Origin of the sequence: Myxococcus xanthus, assembly GCF_006402735.1 — a bacterium.
Lineage (GTDB): Bacteria > Myxococcota > Myxococcia > Myxococcales > Myxococcaceae > Myxococcus > Myxococcus xanthus_A.
In genome coordinates this window covers 4,786,214-4,807,437 of record NZ_CP017174.1, presented here as the reverse complement: position 1 = coordinate 4,807,437, position 21,224 = coordinate 4,786,214, and the positions used below count along the sequence as shown (strand labels likewise).

Here is a 21,224-nt window from a genome sequence, read left to right as displayed (position 1 = left end):
TCCGCGCTACTTCTGCTCGGACAGGTGGATGGTGAGCACCGGGCAGGACGCGCGGGCGACGACCTTCTGCGCCACGCTTCCCAGAAGCAGGCGGGGAAGGCCGCGCCGGCCGTGGGTACCCATGACGATGAGGTCGCATTGGTCCTGCTCGGCGAGGTCGAGGATGGTGGACGCCGCCTCACCCACGACGATTTTCTGGCTCACCGGGACGCCCGGGGGCTCCCCCTTGTTCACCTGGGCCGTCAGCTCCTTCGTCGCTGCTTCCACGGCGACGTGCTCCAGGGATTGGGAGTTCCACCCCGGCGCGGCCACCAGCAGGTCCGGCGCCACGTACTGGGGTGGCTCCCAGGCGTGGACCACCTCGACCGATGCCTTGAAAGGCCGAGCGAGCTTCACCGCGTAGTCGATGACCTCCCGGGAGCCGTCCGACAGGTCCACGGGAACGAGGATTCGGGAAACAGTCGCCATGTCTTCTTTTCTGGGCATGGCGCACCCCAGATGGAAGTGCCGTGCCAGGCGCCGCGCCGGTCGTCTGCTGTCCGGGCGTGCAAACCCTGCAGGGGGAGCGGCAGACCGCGCAAGGCATGCGCACGATGGGCACCTCAACGAACGGAGGATTTTGTCATGCGTCCTCTCCCCATCGACCAAGGAACCGTGCTCATCATCGGCGCGGCCCGGGGGATTGGCCGGGAGCTTGCCCGGCTGCTTGCGCGTCGCGTTCGGACCCTGGTGCTCGTGGACCATCAGGCCCAGGTACTGGAGCCCCTGCGCGAGGAACTCCTGCTGAACTACCCGACGCTGGGCGTGCTCGTCGAATCCTGCGACGTGTGCGATCCCCGGCAGGTGGATGCGCTGCTCGCTTCGCTGGAGGAGCACTTCGTCCGCGTGGACGTGCTGGTGAACAACGCCGCGGAAGGCGACCAGGCGCTGTATGCCCAGGAGGGCTGGGCGCGTGTGGAGGCCATGTTGCGCGCCAACGTCTGGGTGCCCGCGCTGCTGACGCACCGGCTGCTCAAGCCCATGTTGGAGCGGGGACGGGGCGGCATCCTCAACATCGGCTCCGGCGCGGCGCAGCTCATCCTGCCGGGCTCGGCCACCTTCTCCGCCACCCAGCGCTTCCTGGACGGCTTCACGGAGGCACTGCGCCTGGAAGTGGAGGGGCAGGGCGTCACGGTGACGCGCGTGGCTCCGGGGCCGCTGTGGGAAGCGGGTGTGGAGGGCGCGGAGTCGCTGGCGCCCTTCTTCCACCTGTCGCTGGAGCGCTGCGCCCGCGAGGCGCTCGCCGGCTTCGAGCGCGGCGAGGCCCTGGTGTACCCGGGCCTGGGGCACCGGTGGGTGATGCGGCTGCTGCCATTGCTGCCACGCGGGCTCAAGCGGAGCCTGGGGCGGATGGCGCTGCGGGGCCTGCGGCGGGAGGAGTTGCTGCTCCCATCACGGCAGGCCCCCCAGACGCTGCCGCTGTCGGGCGAGCCATCACCCGCGTGACGCGGGGTGCCCGGACCTAGAGGCCAATCTCGGCCAGGCGCGCCTTCACGCGCGTGGCCTTCACGCCGGTGTTGGCCGTGCCGCGGCCCTGCGAGTTGCCGCCCAGGCCGATGTGGTGCAGGCCCACCACCTGGTGCGAAGACGAGGACAGCACGGGCGAGCCGGACGAGCCGCCCAGCGTGTCCGCGTCGTAGGACAGGTCCGTGGTGCTGTAGTTGGCGTTGCGCACCACGCCCGGCGAGGACTTCTTCGTCGGCGTGCAGCCGCTCGTCGTGTAGTAGTCGCAGTTCTGGTGGACCACGTAGATGCTGGCGTTGGTGGCGGCGTTGGCGCTGGCCACCGTCAGCCAGCCGTACACGTCACCCGGGAGCTGGCCGTTGGTGGCCGTGCAGCGCAGCGCCGTCATGTCGTCGCCGGCCCAGGTGCGGATCATCGTGCCGCAGTTGTACCAGACGCGAGCGGTGGAGCTGACGCCGTCCTCATAGTTGAAGGACACGCGCGCACCGGAGGCCTCGGAGCTGCTGCCGACGCAGTGGTTGTTGGTGATGATCACGTCCCGCGACACCAGCCACGCCGTGCAACGCGAGCTCACCGCCGGAATGGACAGGTAGCCCACCGCGAGAGAGCGCGTGCGCTGCGTGCCGGACAGCGTCGTGGCGCTCACCCAGTTCACCGAGCCCACGATGACGTTGGACTCCTGCGACTGCAGAGGCTCCTGGCCGTCCGCGTTGGGAACGTCGGGAGGTGCTTCGGTACCGCAGGCAGACAGGGCTCCCACCAGGAACAGCGCACGAACGCTCTTCGGGAACATCGGAACACCTCCTCGCGCTGGATTGCGCGGCGAGGCGCCAAGGCACGCGCCGTGCCATGTCTCCACTCCGAGCGTCTCTACTCGGAGCGAGCACCGTGCCGGCACACGCGACTGGTGCGTCCCTGTCCAGGTAACCCAGTTGTTGATGTAAAGGCGCTTCACAACCCCGCTGACGGCCGCCAGTGTTTTTCGTGATTTGCGAGACTATCCGGAGCTGGTGCGTTCCGGGTCAATTCGCTCCCCAGCCGTTGTCTTCGGCCAGGACAGGCTCCGGAAAAATACAAGGGCCGCGTCCGGACCCGGCGGAGACGGGTCCAGGCGCGGCCCGGGAGCAGCGCGGCCTGGGGCTCAGCCGATGACCATGTCCTCGCGCTCCAGCGTTCCGGTGCCGAAGTCACGCGAATGGCCCGCCGCGTCAGAGTAGCGCCGGAGGTTGAAGCGGGTGAAGAGCTCGTCGGACTCGCCGGTGGCCATCCACTTCGCCATCCGCTCCGCGACGGCGGGGGCCATCATGAAGCCGTGGCCCACGAAGCCGGACATCTGGAGCAGGTTGTCCAGGCCCGGGGTGCGTCCCAGAATCGGGTTGTTGTCCGGCGTCACGTCGTAGCAGCCGGCCCACTGGCGCAGCACCTTCACGTGGCCCACCTGGGGGAGTTGCTCCATCAGCGCCTGCGCGAAGCGCGACACGAAGCGCAGGGTGCTGCCCATGTTGAGGCCCGCGGGCTCCTTGGCGTCGCCCATGCCGCCCACGATTTCGCCGCGCATGGACTGGCTGAAGTACAGCCCGCTGTCGAGCACGGACACCAGCGGCCCCAGGAAGGGCTTCAGCGGCTCGGTGCTGAGGATTTCGTGGCGGTGCGGCTCGTTGGGCAGCTTCACGTCCACCAGCTTCGCCACCTGCGGACTCCAGGCGCCGGCGGCCAGCACCACGGTGTCACAGGCGATGTCGCCGCGCGTCGTCTTCACCTTGCGCACCTGGCCACCGCTGGTCTCGAAGCCGGTGACGTCCGTGTACGTCTCCACGCGGACGCCGCGCTTCTGGCAGCCCTGCGCATAGCCCCACAGGAAGGGCCAGGGGAAGATGACGCCGTCCTCCGGATTGTAGGACGCGATGAGGCAGTCCTTCATCGTGAGCCCGGGGACGATGCCGCGCGCCTCGTCGGGGGTGATGAGCCGGGTGGGGACGCCGAAGCGGTTGTGCAGCGAGACGTTGCGCTCCAGCCGCTGGGCCACCGGCTTCGTCTTCGCCAGGAAGATGTAGCCCCCCTGGCGCAGCCAGACGTTGATGCCCAGCTCGCGCGCGAAGCCCTTCATCAACTCGATGGAGCGCTTGGCCAGCTCCACCAGCGAGGGCGTGCCCCACTGCATGCGCACGCCGCCGCCGTTGCGGCCGGACGCGCCCGCGCACAGGTAGCCGCGCTCCAGCACCACCACGTCCGTCTCACCGGCGCGCGCCAGGTTGTACGCCAGCGCCAGGCCCATGATGCCGCCGCCGATGATGACCACCTTCGCCTTCGCGGGCACCGGCCCCTCCGGGCGCAGCGCGGCGGGGAAGGCGTCCACTTCCTGCGGCAGCCCGCCCACGGGCGGCTGGGACTCGTCCACGGGCGCGGAGGCCATCATCCGCAGCTCGGTGGGGTAGAGCGGCGGGCGCGGCGTGAAGGGCACCACGGCCGCGGGCTTGAGCGCCTTCTCCTTCTCCAGCAGCGCGGCCACCGCCGCCGAGCAGCTCTTGCCCTGGCAGATGCCGGTGCCGAAGCCGGTGTAGCGCTTCACCGACTCCACGTCGCAGAAGCCCCGGGACACCGCGTGACGGATGTCGTCGACGGTGACGTCCTCACAGGAGCAGATCATCGCCTTGCTCATGACAGCCCTCCCACCAGCGCCTGGGCCGCGCGCCGTCCGGCCGCCGCCGCGTCCTTCGCGGTGCCTCCGCCCGTGACGTCACCCGCGGCGTACACGTCCGGCGCCTGGGTGCGCCCGTCCGCGTCCGTCTCCACCACGAAGAGCCCGCGCTTCTCGTCGAACGGCACCTTCGCGCCGCCCTGCCGCGCCAGCTCGAAGCTGGGGCTGACGGGGACGGACACCAGCACCGCGTCACACGACACCTTCTCGCGGCCGCCGCCCTCGCGCGTGTAGCTGAAGGCGCTCACGCCGCGCAGGCCATGGGCCTTGGGCTCGCTGCCTCGTACCGCCGTGGCATGGGCGCCCGCCGGCGGCGTGTCCCGCAGGTCCACCACCGCCACCACCTTCGTGCCGCGCTCCTGGAGCAGGTTCGCCAGCGCGTGCAGCTCCGCGCCCCAGCCCACCAGGGCTGCTGTCTCCGGCGCCACGTCGTAGCGGCGCAGCAGCAGGCTGGCCGCTCGGCCCGCGTAGACGCCGGGCAGGTCGTTGTTCTCGAAGGGGAGCGTGGGCGGATGGCCGCCGGGCGTGAGCAGGAAGCGCTCCGAGTACACCTTCACCAGGCGCGGCGCGTCCGCCTCCCAGGTGCCCACCGCGAGGAAGCGCCCCGCATCGTCGTCATACAGGCCCAGCGCGGTGGCCCGCGTGAGCACGCTGCTGGGGGAGATGCGGTGGATGTCGTCCAGGCTGGGGCCGCCGGCCTCCGGCGCGCCGTTCGCGAGCCGGCCACCGAGCGCGTCGTCCCGCTCGATGAGGAGGAAGCCCACGTCCCGCTCGGTGAGCACGCGCGCCGCCGCCAGTCCCGCCGCGCCGCCGCCCACCACGGCCACGCGGGTGCGCACCGTGCGCGCGGGCGCCGTCACTGGCGCGGGCGTCTTGGGCAGCAGGCCCAGCCCCGCGAGCTGCCGCGCCACCTTGGCCATCACCTGCTCGGCCACCGGCACGCCGGCGAACATCTCGTGGTGGTCCATGCCCTTGGGGAAGAACCAGTCGATGCTCTCGAAGATGTCCACCTTCGCGGAGGGGTAGGCGTTCTGCCGCTCCAGCTTCATGCCGTCCCGCGCGGGCGTGCGGCACGCGTAGACATTGGGCACGCCGTCCACCCGCATCAGGCAATGCGAGCAGGCCCCGGCGAAGCAGTAGGGGCCTCGCGGCCGGTGGTACTTGATGGAGCGGGCGAGCATGGGCTCACCCGCGGCAACCAGCGAGCACGCCACCGGCTCACCTTCGATGGCGGGGAGGCTCTCGCCCTCGAGGTCCACGGTGATGGCCCGGCCGCGCGGCGGTACGTCGGGAAGGCGTCGCATAGGGTGCGCGCAAAATGGCGCACGCGGACCGGGCGGTCAAAGCCTCTGAAGGCATGACGCGCTATGCCCAACACGCCTGGCCGATAGGCGTGGTGATGGCGCGCCCGAGCTTGGCTAAGGCGCACACTGTAAAACGAGAGGGGACCGTCTCGGGCCGTGTGGCGCCCGGGACAGTCCCCCTGAAGACTCGCGTCGGTGCGTGACGCGCCGGGCAAAGCACCCGGCAATCCCTGTCAGACAGGCTGCTCGGTCGAGGGGATGATGGGCTCGGGCATGCCCTGCGGCCGGTGCCCGAAGCGGGTGCGGACCACCGCGCCCAGGGCCATCAGGCCGACCAGCGTGGTGATGATGGGACCGAGGATGGGGAGCGAGCCCACCACCATCAGCACCAGCAGCCCCAGGGCCAGCACCACCGCCTGCGTCTTCCGGCCGCGGAGGATGGGCAGCCGCGTGCCCAGCTCGCTCGCCACCGCCGCGTAGCCCAGCGCCGCCGCCACGGGGGCCGCCATCCACAGCACCAGCGCCACCGGGATTCCGATGATGGTGATGCACAGCACCACCGTGAGGGGAATCATCGCCAGCAGTCCCACGAAGCCGGTGAGCCCCGTCTGCACCGGCCTGCGGCGCACTTCCTCACCCAGCTGCTTCATGCGCGCGGGGAAGAACATCTGACCCAGGAAGCCGAGCCCGAAGAGCACCGCGAAGGTGAGGATGAAGCCCGCCATGCCCGCGCCGTCATCGTCGCGGTCCCTCCGGTTTTCGGAGGGGTCCTTGGCTTCCTTCACGCCCTTCTTGATTTCACTGGCCACCATGCGGCCAATCCCCGCGCCGCCGAAGGACTCGATGCTGCCTTCCACCTGGGCGGCGTCGTCGCGCTCCACGGAGCCGCCAAAGGCAGACACGTCGCCTTCCACGTGTGCGTCCGGCCCCAGGATGACGTTGCCGCCGAAGGCATGCGCGTCTCCGTCCACGCGGCCGTGGACCTCCAGGTTGCCGCCGAAGGCGACCGCGTCATCCTTCACGTGGCCGTTGACCACCAGGTTGCCGCCGTACACCACGGCGCTCTCCACCGACTGGCCTTCCTTCACCTCCAGGTTCTGTCCGCGCGCCACCACGTTGCGGCTGCCGTTGCGACGCATGTTGCGCCGCACCTCGTCGCGGGTCCGCTTCATCTCGTCCCGGGCGCGCTTCATCTCGTTCCGCGTCTCCTCGGAGAACGCGTTCGGGAGGTCGGGAATCGGAGGGATGGGCGGGATGGAAGGCACCACCATCTCGAGCGGCGCGGCGTCGACGTTGGCTTCGGACTCACCCGACTCGGCGGCGCGCTTCTCCTGCGCCGTCATGGGTCGCAGCGTGAAGATGGTGCCGTCCTGGTCCAGGCGCAGCGAATAGGCCCGGGCCACGGTGCGCAGGGCCTGGTTCGCCGTGACGCCGCGCAGGTGGACCTCGGCGGGCGAGTCCAGGTCGCCGGTGACGACCAGATTGAGGCCCCCCTTGTCGGCGATCGTCTTGAGGGCGTCGCGCAGGGTGCCGCGGAAGCTGATGTCGATGGTGCTCGCGGCGGGAGCCGTCACGCCAGCCTGGGGCGCCGTGTCCTGGGCAAGCGCCAGGGGGGCGCCGAGCAGCAGAGCGGGGAAGAGGATTCGAGGAAGGAGCTTCATGGTTCGCTCACGCTTCGGAAGGAGTGGGCCCGGTGCCGGCAAGCCGCTTGAGACCGTACAGCGACGTCAGCAGGAGGAAGGCGAGAGAGCAGGCCACCGTCATGCCTGCGGTGGACCACAACGCGTTGGCGCCACTGAGTACGCCTTCGATGAAGGGGCGCCCCTGCACCAGTACGGAGGCCAGCCCGGTTCCCAGCCGGCCGAGCGCCTGGTCGCTCATCACCAGATAGCCCAGCCCGCCCAGCATCGACGTCAGCAGGATGGCCAGCCCGGACCAGACCTCGCGGCGCCGGGGCACGGGTTCGGCGGACACGCGCGCCATGACGCTGGCCACCAGGGTGGGCGGGGGAAGGGGATCCGCCAGCCGGTACAGGTCCTGCTCCATCAGCCGGTGATCTTCCAGGACGGCGGCGCAGGCGGCGCACTCGGCGGCGTGGTCCAGCGCGGGCCCTTCGCCGGCTTCCAGCTCCGCGAAGAGGACTTCGAGGTCCGGGCACAGGTGGGGATTCATCGTGGAGCCTCCTCGGTCGTCATCTTCTTGCGCAGCTTCTCACGGGCCCGGAAGAGCCGGGCCATGATGGTGCCAGGCGCACAGCCCATGATCTGGGCGATCTCCTTCGTCGTGCGCTTCTGGACGTAATAGAGGGCGAGCACCTCCCGGTCCTCGACGGACAGAGTGGCCATGGCCTCCTCCAGCGACTGCCGCTCCTCGCGCGCGATGGCGCCTTCCTCCTGCGACGCCTCGCCGCTGGGGAGCACCTCCTTCATGGGCTCCAACTCCTCGGTGCGCACCTTGGTGCGGCGGCGGAGCAGGTCCAGGCAGAGGTTGCGGGTGATGGCGAGCACCCACAGGTCGAACGGGCGCGCGTCGTCGTAGCGGTGGAGGTTCTGGTAGGCGCGAAGCAGCGCTTCCTGCGCCACCTCCGCGGCCTCGGCCTCGCTCTGGAGCAGCCGCAGCGCCAGGCCGTAGACGGGGCGCTGCACGCTGCGAACCAGGGACTCGAAAGCGGACGGGTCACCTCGGCGGGCGGCCTGCACGTCCGCTTTCCAGGGAAGCGGAGGGGCTTCCTCAGCCATCAGCATCCCGATGGCATGGGCGAGCGTCCCGGGAGCGTCGTCGAGGGCAAGAGCGTTCACGCCTTGGTCTACGGCGCGCCCGTCCGCCCATTGCATCCGGGAGAGACATCTCTATTTCTTCCGTGATTTCGGGGGCTTGGCCTTGGCCACACGCTTGGCCTCGGTCTCCGCGCGCGCGGCCGAGCGGGCGTCCTTGCGCTGGCGCTGCCGCTCACGGAAGCCCAGTGGCGCGGCGGGCTCCGCGGCCTGGGTGGGCGCGGGGACCTTGGCGGCCAGGGTGCGGGCGCGGCCCGAGGCGGGCTCGAGGATCTCCACCTCACGCGGACCGGTGCGGCGGCGGCCCGGAGCTCCAGCGCCCCGGGCATCGCGGTTGCCGGCGGGCGCGCGCGTGTCGCGGTCTCCGGATGGACGGCGGCGGGTCTCCGTACCCGGAGCGCCACGGCTTCCGGCGCGTGCGCCGTCCGCGTCACGGCGGGGCGGCCCCCGGCGGCTGGAGGGCTCGTGCGCGGCGGCGGCGGCTTCGGCCTCCACCAGCTTCGGCCGCTGCGAGGCGCGGATGGTCTCCGCGCTGTCCTCGGTGTACTCGAAGTGGAACAGCCGCTTGATGACCAGGGTGGCGTAGGCGCCAGGCGGCAGGGTGAAGGCGATGTTGACCTTGATGTCGTCGCGGTTGAGTTCGTCCGCCTGCGTGCGGCCCACGACGAGCTTGTGCGGGAACGACAGCAGGGGCCGCTCCTCGTGCTTGAAGTAGAGCCTGCGCTCGGCGCCGGGGACTTGCAGGTCCGACAGCTGGAGCTTCTCGCGGCCCAGCACCCAGCGCACGGCCTCCTCTACCTTCGGGTCGCTGAACGTCGAGTTCGGCGCGAGCAGGGGGAAGGAGGCATCGCGCAGCGTGCGGAGCACCTCCGGGCTGGCGTCGCGGTGGAACAGCAGCGTGCCAGCCTGGTAGCGCATGGGGAAGAGGTGCTCGCGCGGCAGCATCAGCTGGAGGTAGCGCCGCACACCCTCGTTCCAGAGGAAGCTCTGGTAGGTGAAGATCAGCATCGCGCGGTAGTCCGCGTCGATCTGCATGAAGGCGCGCAGGTAGTCACCCGGCTGGTCGCGCAGGGACTTGAGGACGCGGTGGTACTTGCGCGTGCCCTCGTAGGGGACGCGCGCGTCCCAGCGGCCCCAGTTCTCCTTCCAGAAGGCCTTGATCTTGGCGTCCTCCGTCCGGTCCAGCTCGGACGGCTTGGCCATGTAGTTGTGCAGCGCGGCCTCGAAGTCGCCCCGGATGAGGTCCTTGGCGATGAAGCCCTGGCCGTGCTTCAGCGAGCCGAAGCGCTGGCTGTCGAAGTAGTTGATGACGCCCAGGCGGTTGACCTCGGCGGCGGCCACGTTGAGGGGCCCCAGCGACTCCGGCTGGAGCGAGCGCACCGTGACGGAGAAGCGGTTGGAGGTGATGTTGGCGGCGGACAGCGGTTTGTCCGTGCGGCCCAGGTACTTCAGCCGCAGGTCAGGCTCCTGCATGTCCACGTCGGCGCCGTCCACCGCGATGATCTGCTCGGTCCGGCCCTGCTTGTCCTTGAGGCCGCAGTAGCTGATGGCGCCGGGCTTGAGGCCGAACGCATCCCGCAGCCGGGTCACGGCGTCGAAGGTGGACAGCTTCTGCTTGTCCATCAGGTAGACGCGGTGACGTCCCGAGTCGACTTCGTCGAAACGGTATGACTCCTTGACGGAGAAGTCCTCGGGCTTTTGTTTGATTCGCACGGCGCCCCCCTTACCAGCGCGGCGCCCCGGAATGAAGCACCTGCGCCAGAAAGGGGATAACGTGACCTCCCATGCGAATTCTTCCCCTGTTGCTCCTGGCCCTGGCTCCGGGGTGTGCATCCACGCTGTCCACGCAGCAGACGGCCCGGACGTTGGCGCCGGGGCAGGTCCAGGTGACGGGCGGGGCGGGGTTCTTCATCCCGGTGGGGTCCCTGGTCCGGGTGGTGGACGCCGGCATCGAGCAGGGTGAGGCGGCCCGGGACGCGGTGGCGAATGACCGTCCCTACACGCTGAGCGAGGAGGCCCAGCAGGAGCTGCTGACGGCGGGCGTGGCGCTGATGGTGGCCCCGCCGGGCGTCAATCCGGAGCTGATGGTCCGGGTGGGGGTGGTGGACCGGCTGGACGTGGGCCTGCGCTACAGCGGCATCTCCCTGCGCGGGGACCTGAAGTTCCAGCTGGCCCACGGCGGAGATGAGGTGGGCCGCTATCTGGAGCTGGGCCAGCGCTCCTTTGACATGTCCCTGGGGGTGGGGGTGTCCAAGCACTTCTTCAGCAGCCCGGTCCTGGACGTGCTGGAGGTGGTGGAGATGAACGACTTCAGCCGCTACGACGTGGAGGTGCCCCTGTACCTCAGCGCGGACTGGGGGGACGTCTTCAAGCTCTACGCGGCGCCCAAGTACATCTACAGTCGCACCCGGCTGGACGCGCGGCTGGTGGACTACTCCCAGCAGGGGAAGCCGGTGTCGGGCTTCGACGCGACGCTTCCCGCGACGGTGGGCAGCCACTTCGTGGGCTCCACGCTGGGAATCGCCGTGGGCTACCGGTACGTCCACCTCTATGCCGAGGTGACGGGGGGCTACTTCCGGAGCAGGCCGCAGCTCTTCGGGATGGAGCGGAACCTGGGGGGCGTTACCGTGATGCCTTCGGTGGGCCTGGCCATCCGGGCGGGCGGTGCGGACAGGAAGCCGGCGGCCCGTCGCTGAGGAGCCGTCCCGCCAGGCGGACGCTGCTCGGCCGTGCAGTGGTGATTTCCGAGCGTTCCCCGGTGCCGATGGCCTCTGGTAGTGTCCGGGCCGGTGAGGATTTCCGCGTGAGCCAGTCCCCCGTCCCTTTCGCTCCCAAACCCGGGCAGATTCGCGGCCCCCGTCTGACAGGGCGCTTCGCGGATGGCACGCTCGGAGAGTTTCCCCTGGGGCCGGCGACGTCCCTGGGCCGGCATCCGTCCAACACGTTGCGGCTGGTGGACCGGGAGGTCTCCAAGGAACACGCGGTCATCGAGCGCGTGGGCAAGGACTTCATCCTCAAGGACCTGGGCTCGTCCAACGGCACCTTCGTGAATGGCCGCCGGGTGAAGGAGCTCAAGCTGCGCGACGGGGACGAAATCTCCCTGGGCGCCTCGCGGCTCATCTTCCACAGCGGCGAGCCGGTGGCGCCGGCCAACGCGCCCACCGCGCCGGGCGTGACGGTGGTGGCGCAGTCCATCTCCATGCCGGCCTTCCTGGCGCAGATGGACCAGGTGCCGCAGAACTTCCGGCCTGCCGAACAGGTGTCGGACGTGGAGGCGCTGCGCCGCGACTACGAGAAGCTGCGCATCGCCCATGAGTTCCACCGCCAGGTGAGCCTGCAGGGCAGCCAGACGGGGCTCTTCGAGCAGATCCTCAAGGTGGCCTTCCAACTGCTGGCCGCGGACCACGGCGTCATCCTGAAGGTGGCCGCGGACGGCGAGTTCATCCCGTCGGCGGTGCACCACCGCTCCGACAAGGCCGTCAACGTCATGCTGTCCGACACCGTGCTCAAGCGCGTGGTGGAGACGGGCAAGGCGGTGCTGACGGCGGACGCCATCATCGACGAGCGCTTCTCCGCGGCGGAGAGCATCGTCGCGCAGGGCATCCGGTCCGCCATGGCGGTGCCGCTGAAGGTGAACGGGAAGATTCAGGCGGTGCTCTTCCTGGACAGCCGGCAGCAGATCAACGCCTTCTCGGAGAAGGACCTGACCATCCTCTCCGGCATCGCCTCGCAGGCGAGCATCGCGCTGGAGAACGCGGCGCTGGCTGAGCAGATTCGCGCCGAGGCCGTGACGCGCGCGGAGCTCAGCCGCTTCCTGTCCAAGGCCGTCGCCGACGCGGTGATCGCCGGTGAGACGGAAGACCTGGCGCAGAGCAGGCTGGCGGAGGTGAGCTGCCTCTTCGCGGACATCCGCGGGTTCACCACCATCTCGGAGAACGATTCTCCGCAAGAGGTGGTAGACATGCTCAACGCATTCTTCACCGCCATGGCCGGGGTGGTGTTCCGCCACGAGGGGAACCTGGACAAGTTCATTGGGGACTGTGTCATGGCCGTCTGGGGGCCGCCGCTGTCGCACCCGGACGATGCCGCCCGCGCGCTTCGGGCCGCCTTGGAGATGCAAGACGCCGTGCATGAGCTGAACCGCCGCCGCGTGGCCGCGGGCAAGCAGCCCATTGAGGTCGGCATCGGGGTGAACACCGGGCAGGCCGTTGTCGGCTACATGGGCAGCGCCGAACGCCACGAGTTCACCGCCATTGGCGACACGGTGAACACCGCTTCGCGCCTATGTGGCATGGCGAAGAGCGGCGAGGTGCTGGCCTCCGAGTCCACGGTGCGCAGGGCGGGCGCCGGCTTCGACGTGGAGGGGCTGCCGGCCCTCCAGGTGAAGGGCAAGGAGAAGGCCGTGCCGACCTACCGCGTCCACGGGCTGGAATACACCACCGCCGCTTCCTCCTCACGCCGAGCATGAGCCCGACGACGCAGGCCTGCCCCAACTGCGGCCATCCACACGACATCCGCGTCTACGTGAGCGGCCAGCGTGTCCAGTGCCGCTGCGGCATCCGGTTCGAGGCCCGCCGGGGTGACGTGGCCGCCGAGGTGGCGCGCAACACGATGGTGCCCACGGGCAGCGGCATCCAGGAGCAGCGCCCTCCGGCCAATGGGACCTCCGGCGTGGTGACGGTGGTTCCTCACGCGGAGCCGGAGCCGGGCATCGACATCTCCCTTTCGCGCGCTTCGGAGCCCGCGCGCTCCGGGCCTCGCGGCGACGGGAGCGGGCTGCCAGGCGTGGCGGCGCCGGGGACCAGCGGTGTGGCCATTCCTTCCAGCAACGGAGCTTCGGACGCGTCAGTGGAGCAGACGTTGGTTCGCTCGTCCGCGAAGACGGGCTCGGACACTGCGCACTCGGCGCTGAACGCGCACGAGGACAGCACCTTCGTGGGCGCTGGCAAGGTGGACCTGCCGGGCTTGGAGTTGCTGGAGATGCTCGGGCGCGGCGGCATGGGCGAGGTGTGGCTCGCGCGGCAGCAGTCGCTGGGGCGCACGGTGGCGGTGAAGCTGCTGCCGCCGCGGCTGGCGAAGGACCCGGAGTTCGTCACGCGCTTCGAGAAGGAAGCCACGGCGCTGGCGGCGCTCAACCACCCGCACATCATCCAGATCATCGACCGGGGTGTGGCGGGCGAGCACTACTACTTCGTCATGGAGTACGTGGAAGGCCGCTCGCTGCGCGAGGCGATGTCGGCCGGGCTCACGCCGGAGAAGGGCATCAAGCTCCTCCTGGCGGTGGCGCGCGCCATCGAGTGCGCGCACGACAAGGGCATCATCCACCGCGACCTGAAGCCGGAGAACATCCTGCTGGACGGGCGCGGGCACGTGAAGGTGGCGGACTTCGGCCTCGCGGGCATCCGCGCGCCGGACTCGCGGCTGCAGCTCACCGCGACGTCGGTGGCCATGGGCACGCTGAACTACATGGCTCCCGAGCAGCGCCGCGACGCGAAGAACGTGGACGGGCGCGCGGACCTCTTCTCGCTGGGCGTCATCCTCTACGAGGTGCTCACCGGGGAGCTGCCGCTGGGCCGCTTCAAGCTGCCCTCCTCGAAGGTGCCGGGGCTGGACCCGCGCGTGGACCCGGTGGTGGACCGCCTGTTGGAGCAGGACCCAGCCGCGCGCTACGAGAAGGCCGGCGAGCTGTGCGCCGCGCTGGAGGCGATGATTGCCACCAGCTCCGCGCCGGGCATTCCACAGAGCAACCTGGACGGGCGCATGGTGCCCGCGGCCGCGCGATCGGTACGGCCGGTGCGGCAGACCGCGCTGTCGCGTCAGCTCCGTTCGGGCTGGCGGCGCGTGCGCGGTGGCCTGTCGGTGGTGGGCGGGCTGGCGCTGCTGGGCTTCGCGGTCCGGTGGTTCGTGGGGCCGGTGAGCCTCCACCTGGGCGACGACCAGCGCGTCATCATCGGCACGAAGGGCGTCCAGGTGAAGCCCGGCAACCGGGCGCTGCCGCCGAACACCTACGGCGAGGTCTTCTCATCGCTCTCCTTCGCGGCGCCCGCCAAGGCCGGGGGCACTTCGCGCCTGGAGCTGGGCTTCAACGAGGGCAACGAGGAGGTCAACGTCCACAGTGGCCAATGGCGGCTGGTGGATGGGGAGCTCCAGGCCTTGCAGGCGGGCAAGGAGACCAATGGGCGGCGGCTGATTCCGCGCGCGTACATCGCGCAGCGCTACTTCTCGTCCAACGACTTCACGGCCGAAGTGCTGATGGACGTGGCGCAGCTGGGACCGGAGTACGCGCAGGACGCGGATGCGCAGCACTACGGCGAGCTGGCGTTCCGCATCAAGGACTTGCAGGTCTCCGCGTTCGCCATTCCGGACGTGGGCATGCGGCTGTCGTGGCGCTACTTCATGCCGGACGGGCGCGAGGTGGTGGGGAACAGCGCGCAGGACACGGAGGCGCTCGTCGAGGACGAGATGCCGCTGCCGGCCCACGGCCCCTACCAGGTGCGGCTGCAGCTGCGCCGGAACAGCTCGGGCGTGCTGGTGGAGGCGTTCCTCAACAACGAGCGCTTCGCCCGCAAGCTGCTGGTGGGCCTGGAGGACCGCGTGGGCAAGGTGGCCCTGGGCTGCCGCAACCTGTCCTGCTCGTTCGATGACTTGAAGGTCCGGGGGCACCTGATGCCCCGGCCCGTCCGCCGCGTCGCCGCCGGCCCCGAGTAGCCCGCACGGCAGGCGAAGGCTTGCGCGGACGCCGCTCCATCCCCACCTTGCTCTCGGCATGTTCCGCCACGCGGGAGTCCATGCCGAGCCTTCAGGGGGACGGGATGGAGCTGTGGCGCATGGCACTGGCGCCGGTCTACGCGGCGTGCCTGTTGGGACTGTTGGTGGCGGCCTTCGCCTACGGGCGCAAGGACGTGGCGTCCCGTCCCTACCGCGTGCCCCTGTTGTGGTTCGGACTTCTGGCGGGGGTGGCGCTCGTCGTGCTGCGGCACGTTCAGGGGACCGGGGCGGTGTTGGCCTCGGAGACGGCCGTGAAGGCCATGGGCTCTGTCCTGCTGGTGCTGGCCGCGGGGTTGGCGCTGCGGGGCGCCTGGGCCCGGACCCGGGCCAACGTGCTGCGGGGTTCGGCACCGGTGCCGCTGGATGAAGCGGTGGCGGCCCTGCGTGCCGGTGCGTCCCCAGGCTGGGGCGTCTATCACGGCGTCCTGGACGCGGAGTCGACGTTGACGTCGCCCGGCGGCGTGCCGTGTGTCTTCTTCGACGCGGAGGTGCGCGAGGTGGCGGCGGACGGCCGGCGCGGGCCGCTGTTGTCGCGTGAGCGCGCGTATGCGCCGGTGCTGGCGCTGCGGGGCCAGCGCGCCCGTGCCTCTGTGTCCTTTTCGCCCGCGTCGCTGATGGCCCCGGTGGAGGTCCGCCGGTGCAAGGCCCTGCCAGGCACGGTGCCCGCGTCCTGGTATCAGACGGCGCATCCGGTGACAGCGCGCGTGCGGGAGTCTGCGGCCAGCCTGAGCCCAGCCCCGGGTGGAATGAACGTTCCGTCCACGGACGCCCCCAGCCCGAGGCCCGCCATCGAACCCGAGGCCCTGTCCTGGGAGCGCGTGGGCGCGGTGGGCGAATCCTGCCTCGTGGTGGGCGAACTCCGGAGGGGCCCTGTCGAGGGCAGCTATGCCCTGGTCGGTCGGGAGGGAGGCCCCGCGATGTTGGTGCTGGGACCCCAGGCGCCGGCCACCAGTGAGACGCTGGCGCGCCGGGCCTGGCGGCACTTCGCGGCGGCCGGGGTGTTGTCCATGGCAGCGGCCGTCGTCCTGTCACGGGCGCTATGAGACGCGCGGCGGGGTCCGTACCGCCGCGCAAGGAGCGTGATGCGCCCGTGGGCCTCGCGGTCCGAGCACTGACGCCCAGGCCGCTCGGGACGCGCTCAGTCTGCTCCGGTGCCTCGCGTGGTGGAGAACACGAGCTGTTCCTCGCTGTCCGCCACCCGCACGGTGAGGGTCCGCTCGACGCCCGCGAGGCCTAGCGGCGTGGACTGCGCCAGGTCCGAGAGCAGGGAGCCCGCGGCGCGCAGGTGGAAGCCGGTGGTCCACATGCCTTCCAGTTCGCCGAACACGGTGCGCAGCTCGTCCGGGGCCTTGCGTTCGTCAATGGCGCGGCGCAGGCGCACCATGCCGCTCACGAAGTTCCTGCACCTCATGAGCGTGTTGGGGTTCTTCGAGATGACCTCCGCGAAGCTGAAGTTGCCGCCACCCGGGCGCCACTCGCTTTCGATGAGCTGCAGGTCCTTGCCCAGGTCGCGCACCGTGGGGTCCTTCTGGAAGTACCACTTGGCGATCTGCGCGGCTCGGCTGGGTGACAAGTCATTCAGCATGAGGCTGCCTTGCTCCTGCACCTCGCGGAGGTAGGCCTCCCAGATGGGGGCGTAGACCGCGCGCCGGAACTCGGCGGAGGCGCGGGGAAGCTGATCGCTCCAGGGCAGCGCGCGGGCCAGGGCGCGTGAGAAGCGGGACAGCTCGAGCGTCTGGATGCGGGGCACCAGGGCGCGGAACGAGTCATCCGCCATCTTCAGCTCGAGCCGCGTTTCGATGGGGTGCTTGCCCACGTCCTCCTGCATGACGCTGATGACGGTGGCCGCGTCCTTCGCGTCCAGCACGCCCCAGACGACGGCGTCATCCACCGCCTGCTGAAGGTCCTTGCGCGACAGCTTCTTCTGCCGTCCCCACAGCATCAGGTGCAGTCCGTAGCCGAAGTCGGAGGCCACGGGGGTGGGGGAGAAGCGCGTCATGTCCGCCTTCAGGTCCACCACCCACTGTCCGCGGGTGCCCAGCAGCTTGTCCTCGTAGCCCCGGCGTCCGAGGAACGCCATGCGCCGGGCGCCCTGGAAGTTCTCCTGCGTCACCCAGGACTGCTTGCTGACGTTCTTCGCCTTGAGCAGCTCGAACGAGCCAACCCCCAGGGAGAAGCCGTAGGCCTGCTGGCGCGTGAGCGTGGTGGCGTGGAGGTAGTTGCGCAGCTCGAACTCGCTCTGCTGGGCAGGGAGGCTCTTCATCCACTTCAGCAGCTCCACCAGGTTGCCCTTGAGCAGGGACTCGTGGAAGCGCATCGCGGTGACGTCCTCCACGACGACCTCCAGCAGCGTGGAGGCCTCCGAAAGGCGCAGGTATTCGTACTCGAAGCCCTCGGCGACCTGCGAGCGGACGGCGTTCTCCATCGCCTCGGCGACGCGGGCCTTGAAGTCGGCCCAGGCCTGCGGAAGGTTGGCCGGGTCCGCCAGCTGCGGGTCGATGCCAAGGCGCTCCAGCACCAGGCCCAGCACCTTCTTCTGGTTGTCGTCCAGCTTCGCCTTGCTGGCCTTGTCCACCAGGCCGTCCATGATTTCCACCGCGGTGGTGCCCTTCTTGACGAGGTCGCGAAGGACGGGCCCCAGCAGCGCCTCCAACAGCTGGCCCAGCTGGGCCTTCACCGCCGCCGGGTCCAGCAGCTCCACGGTGATGCCCAGGCCGGCGGAGAGCGCCTGCTCATGGGACTTCACCTTGCGCACGGCGACCTGGATGCGGCCGGCACGGGGACGGGAGAAGCTGAGCTGGTAGTCGTCGGTGAGGGACACCCGGGCGGAGAGGCTGGCCTTGGCGCTGGTCTTCAGCGCGAGCAGCTCGTTGCCGCGCAGGAAGCCCAGGCGGTTGAGGTTGGTGGGGAAGATGTCCGCCCAGTTGAGCTCCAGCCGTGTGTGGAGCGCGCCGCGGGCCTGCCACGCCACCGCGTCCCCCGTGGTCAGCTTGGCCAGGTCGGTGGCCTGCATCAGCCGCAGCTCGGACAGGTCGGAGCGCACCGCCTCGCGCATGTTCTGGCCCAGCGGATGCGCGCGGTAGTCGCTGAGCGTGACGGACAGCTCCGTCTGGTTCTCGGAGGCGAGGAAGGACAGGCTGGCGCTCACTGCGGCCTTCACGCGCGCGGACACCTGGTAGCGCATCCACCCGATGTCACTGCCCAGCAGCAGCTGGGGCCGGGGCCCTGCCTCGGCGCTCTCCGGGCTCGGCTCGCCGACGATGCCGTTTTCGTCCACGTCGCCCAGCGAGTTGAAGTTGCGGATGGACGCTTCGCCGGTGGTTTCGAAGGAGAGGGTGATGCCGTGCATGGCCAGCTTGGGCGGAAGGATTTTCTCTTCCGTGAAGGTCCCCTGGGCCAGCGGCACCTTGATGTCCTGGTCCTGCAGCTTCACGTCGGGCACCTTGCCCGCCACGACGTCGGGAAGCTTCTCCAGCAGCTTGTTGACCACTTTCATGCGCGTCCCCCTGGGCTGAAGCCTCCTGCACGTGGGCCGGAGGTCTCTTTGTCGTACGCCGTTGCTCAGCTCGGAACAAGGCGGATACCAGAAAAGACCGGTGGTCAGCGGACAGATGCCCTGGAGGGTGGGGTGGAGGCCGCCTCCGTGCGGTGCGTCAGGGCTCGTCGCCCAGGCCGTACTCCTTGAGTTTCCGCGCGAGCGTGTTGCGGCCAATCTCCAGCACGCGGGCCGCGGCGGTGCGGTTGCCCTTCACGGCGTCCAGCACGCGCAGGATGTGGCGGCGTTCGACCTCCGCCAGTGGCAGCAGGCCCGCATCCATGGGCGCGGGTGCAGTTGGCGCGTTGACACCCTGAGAGGCTGCGGGAGGCGCCAGGGCGGCCCGGTCCACATTGGGCAGGGGCAGGTGCTCTTCGAGAATCTCCCCTTCACAGAGCACCACGGCGCTCTCGATGCAGTTCTCCAACTCCCGCACGTTTCCGGGCCAGCGGTAGCGCTTGAGGCGCTCCACCGCGGCGGCGCTGAGGCGGGGCGGCGTCAGCCGGTGCCTCCGGGCGACGGCTGCGACGAAGTGGCGGGCGAGCCGCTCGATGTCCTCCGCGCCGCGCTCCCGCAGCGGCGGCAGCACCACCTCGACCACCTTGATGCGGTAGTAGAGGTCCTCGCGGAAGCGGCCCTCGGCCACCATGCGGGCCAGGTCCCGGTGGGTGGCCGCGACGATGCGCACGTCCACCTTCACGGCCTGGGTTCCGCCCACGCGCTCGAACTCGCGATCCTGGATGACCCGCAGCAACTTGCCCTGCACCGGCAGGGGCAGCTCGCCAATCTCGTCGATGAACACCGTGCCGCCGCTGGCCGCCTCGAACTTGCCGGGCACGCGGTGGTCCGCGCCGGTGAAGGCGCCGCGCTCGTGGCCGAAGAGCTCGTTCTCGATGAGCGTGGCGGGCAGCGCCGCGCAGTCCACCTTGATGAAGGGCTGGTCCCTGCGGGGTCCATTCACATGGACGGCACGGGCGAACAGCTCCTTGCCGCTGCCGCTCTCGCCGCGTAGCAGCACCGTCGCGTCGGTGGGAGCGGCCTTGCGCACCAGTCGGTAGATGGCCTGGAGCTGCGTGGACTCGCCGATGATGCGGTTGAAGAAGTAGCCCACCGGTACCTGGGGCTGGTCCTTCGCGCGCTGGAGCTCCTGGTAGAGGCTGGTGCTCTGGAGGGCGGTGCTCACCTGCGAGGCGATGGCGGTGAGCCGCTGCGTGTCCTCGCCGGTGAAGCGGTCCTCGCCGCGGCGGTTGAGGACCTGGAGCACGCCGTAGAGGGCGCCGTCTCCGTCGCGCAGTGGCACGGCGAGCAGGCTGGTGGTGCGGTAGCCCGTCATCCGGTCGATGTCCGCGAAGAAGCGCTGCTCGCCGCGCGGGTCCGGCACGTTGATGGCGTGCCCCGCCTCGGCGACGGTGCCTGCGACGCCCTGGCCCAGCTTGACGCGAATCTGGGACACCTCGGGCAGGTGCGCGGCGCGGCTGAACAGCTCGCGGCGGGCCGGGTCCAGCAGCCAGAGGGTGCCGCGGTCCGCTTGCAGGGTGATGGCGATGCGGTCCATCAGCGTCTGGAGGAACGCGTCGAGGTCCACCTCCCTGCCAACGAGTCCTCCGAAGGGGAGGAGGACCTGGGAGACGTCCGAGGGGGCTTGGGGCATGGCGGGCAACGGCGGAAGGACGAACGCGGAGGCCGCACCATAACATCCAGACGGCATGGGACCGCCCCTCTCAGGCCGCGCGGCCCAGCACCAGCCGCTGGCCTTCGCGTGCGGGCTCGCAGACGGGGAAGAGGGCGCGGGCCTGCTCCGCCATGTCCTCGAGCACGTCGTCACCGTGCGCCGGGTCATGGTGGAACAGGCACAGTCGGCGCGCCCCCACCAGCCCGGCCACGCCCGCGGCATCCATCATGGTGGAGTGGCCCCAGCCCTTCTTCGCCACGCCCGTGCGGCCCTCGTATTCGTCCGGCGTGTACTGCGCGTCCAGGCACAGGACATCCGCGCCCTCGAAGAGGCGGCCCACCTCCGGCGCGAGGTCCTGCACCCGCACCTCCACGTCCGTGGCGTAGACGAACGAATGACCATCCGCCTCCACGCGGTACGCCAGGCACCCCTGCGGGTGCGGCACGTCGATGGGCGTGACGCGGAAGGGGCCCACCTCCACGGGCCGGGCATGCAGCGCCGAGCGGAAGTCCATCCGCGAGCGCATGATGCTCAGCGGCACCGGGAAGTGGGGCGGCTGCATCTGCGCGGCCAGCTCGGACTGGAGCGCCTGGGCCCCATTCGCGCCCGGGCCGTAGAGCGTCAGCTCGGACGTGGGCAGGTAGGCCGGCGTGAAGAAGGGGAAGCCCTGCACGTGGTCCCAATGCAGATGCGAGAAGAAAAGCGTGGCCTTCTGGGGCGCGCCCTCGCGCATCATGATTTCGCCCAGTGCGCGGATGCCCGTCCCGGCATCCAGGATGAGGCGGTGGCCCTGGCTGGTCACCTCCACGCAGGCCGTGTTGCCGCCAATGCGCGAGCCCGACACCGCGATGCTCCCCCGAACGCCATGAAACCGGACTTCCATCGTGAGTCTCCTTGAATGGGGGGCCTCCGCCTGGGACGCCCTCATGCCCGGAGCCTCAGAGCATGGTGTGTGCCATTCCCAAGTGCC

Annotated in this window: 16 protein-coding genes; 5 read left to right on the top strand and 11 right to left on the bottom strand. The window is 70.1% G+C overall.

Translation table 11 applies throughout. From position 1 onward, the window contains the following. Positions 1–6: 6 nt before the first annotated feature. On the bottom strand, positions 7–468 hold the full coding sequence (locus BHS09_RS19890) for a universal stress protein (RefSeq protein WP_140792193.1): 462 nt from the start codon (positions 466–468) through the stop codon (positions 7–9). Positions 469–624: 156 nt separating this feature from the next. Between BHS09_RS19890 and BHS09_RS19885 the strand changes: the two genes are divergently transcribed. Beyond that, positions 625–1,485: an SDR family NAD(P)-dependent oxidoreductase gene (locus BHS09_RS19885; RefSeq protein ID WP_140798600.1), complete on the top strand. Its 861-nt coding sequence runs from the start codon at positions 625–627 to the stop codon at positions 1,483–1,485. 16 nt (positions 1,486–1,501) lie between these two features. Here BHS09_RS19885 and BHS09_RS19880 read toward each other — a convergent pair whose 3' ends face one another. From BHS09_RS19880 to truD, 7 genes are all read right to left on the bottom strand, one after another. Next, positions 1,502–2,296 carry a trypsin-like serine peptidase gene (locus tag BHS09_RS19880; RefSeq protein ID WP_140792189.1) on the bottom strand — a complete coding sequence of 265 codons (795 nt, stop codon included), beginning with the start codon at positions 2,294–2,296 and terminating at the stop codon, positions 1,502–1,504. Between the two features lie 348 nt (positions 2,297–2,644). After that, positions 2,645–4,162: an FAD-dependent oxidoreductase gene (locus BHS09_RS19875; protein WP_140792187.1), complete on the bottom strand. Its 1,518-nt coding sequence runs from the start codon at positions 4,160–4,162 to the stop codon at positions 2,645–2,647. Beyond that, positions 4,159–5,505 carry a 2Fe-2S iron-sulfur cluster-binding protein gene (locus tag BHS09_RS19870; RefSeq protein WP_140792185.1) on the bottom strand — a complete coding sequence of 449 codons (1,347 nt, stop codon included), beginning with the start codon at positions 5,503–5,505 and terminating at the stop codon, positions 4,159–4,161. Before BHS09_RS19870 ends, BHS09_RS19875 begins: the two co-directional genes overlap by 4 nt. A 233-nt stretch (positions 5,506–5,738) precedes the next feature. Next, positions 5,739–7,166 (bottom strand): DUF8173 domain-containing protein, encoded by a 1,428-nt coding sequence (locus BHS09_RS19865; RefSeq protein ID WP_174258839.1) that lies wholly within the window; start codon positions 7,164–7,166, stop codon positions 5,739–5,741. A 7-nt stretch (positions 7,167–7,173) separates the two neighbouring features. Further along, positions 7,174–7,677 carry a hypothetical protein gene (locus tag BHS09_RS19860; RefSeq protein ID WP_140792181.1) on the bottom strand — a complete coding sequence of 168 codons (504 nt, stop codon included), beginning with the start codon at positions 7,675–7,677 and terminating at the stop codon, positions 7,174–7,176. Further along, positions 7,674–8,243 carry an RNA polymerase sigma factor gene (locus BHS09_RS19855; protein WP_237078442.1) on the bottom strand — a complete coding sequence of 190 codons (570 nt, stop codon included), beginning with the start codon at positions 8,241–8,243 and terminating at the stop codon, positions 7,674–7,676. Before BHS09_RS19855 ends, BHS09_RS19860 begins: the two co-directional genes overlap by 4 nt. A 111-nt stretch (positions 8,244–8,354) precedes the next feature. Beyond that, a complete protein-coding gene (gene truD / locus BHS09_RS19850) occupies positions 8,355–9,992 on the bottom strand; it encodes a tRNA pseudouridine(13) synthase TruD (RefSeq protein ID WP_140798598.1) in 1,638 nt (545 codons plus the stop codon). Positions 9,993–10,063: 71 nt separating this feature from the next. On the opposite strand from truD, the gene BHS09_RS19845 reads away from it, so the two are divergent. From BHS09_RS19845 to BHS09_RS19830, 4 genes are all read left to right on the top strand, one after another. After that, positions 10,064–10,975: a hypothetical protein gene (locus BHS09_RS19845; protein ID WP_140792175.1), complete on the top strand. Its 912-nt coding sequence runs from the start codon at positions 10,064–10,066 to the stop codon at positions 10,973–10,975. 107 nt (positions 10,976–11,082) lie between these two features. Beyond that, positions 11,083–12,747 (top strand): adenylate/guanylate cyclase domain-containing protein, encoded by a 1,665-nt coding sequence (locus tag BHS09_RS19840; protein WP_026114112.1) that lies wholly within the window; start codon positions 11,083–11,085, stop codon positions 12,745–12,747. Then, on the top strand, positions 12,744–14,987 hold the full coding sequence (locus tag BHS09_RS19835; protein WP_140798597.1) for a serine/threonine-protein kinase: 2,244 nt from the start codon (positions 12,744–12,746) through the stop codon (positions 14,985–14,987). Before BHS09_RS19840 ends, BHS09_RS19835 begins: the two co-directional genes overlap by 4 nt. A 104-nt stretch (positions 14,988–15,091) precedes the next feature. Further along, on the top strand, positions 15,092–16,090 hold the full coding sequence (locus tag BHS09_RS19830; protein WP_140796521.1) for a hypothetical protein: 999 nt from the start codon (positions 15,092–15,094) through the stop codon (positions 16,088–16,090). A 95-nt stretch (positions 16,091–16,185) separates the two neighbouring features. On the opposite strand, the gene BHS09_RS19825 is transcribed toward BHS09_RS19830, so the two are convergent. From BHS09_RS19825 to BHS09_RS19815, 3 genes are all read right to left on the bottom strand, one after another. Beyond that, the gene (locus tag BHS09_RS19825; protein ID WP_237079692.1) at positions 16,186–18,543 is read right to left on the bottom strand and encodes a hypothetical protein; all 2,358 of its coding nucleotides are present in this window, start codon (positions 18,541–18,543) and stop codon (positions 16,186–16,188) included. Positions 18,544–18,700: 157 nt separating this feature from the next. Further along, complete coding sequence (locus tag BHS09_RS19820; protein ID WP_140798595.1) at positions 18,701–20,290, bottom strand: sigma-54-dependent Fis family transcriptional regulator; 1,590 nt, start codon at positions 20,288–20,290, stop codon at positions 18,701–18,703. Positions 20,291–20,303: 13 nt separating this feature from the next. Next, the gene (locus BHS09_RS19815) at positions 20,304–21,137 is read right to left on the bottom strand and encodes an MBL fold metallo-hydrolase (RefSeq protein ID WP_140792167.1); all 834 of its coding nucleotides are present in this window, start codon (positions 21,135–21,137) and stop codon (positions 20,304–20,306) included. Between the last annotated feature and the right edge of the window lie 87 nt (positions 21,138–21,224).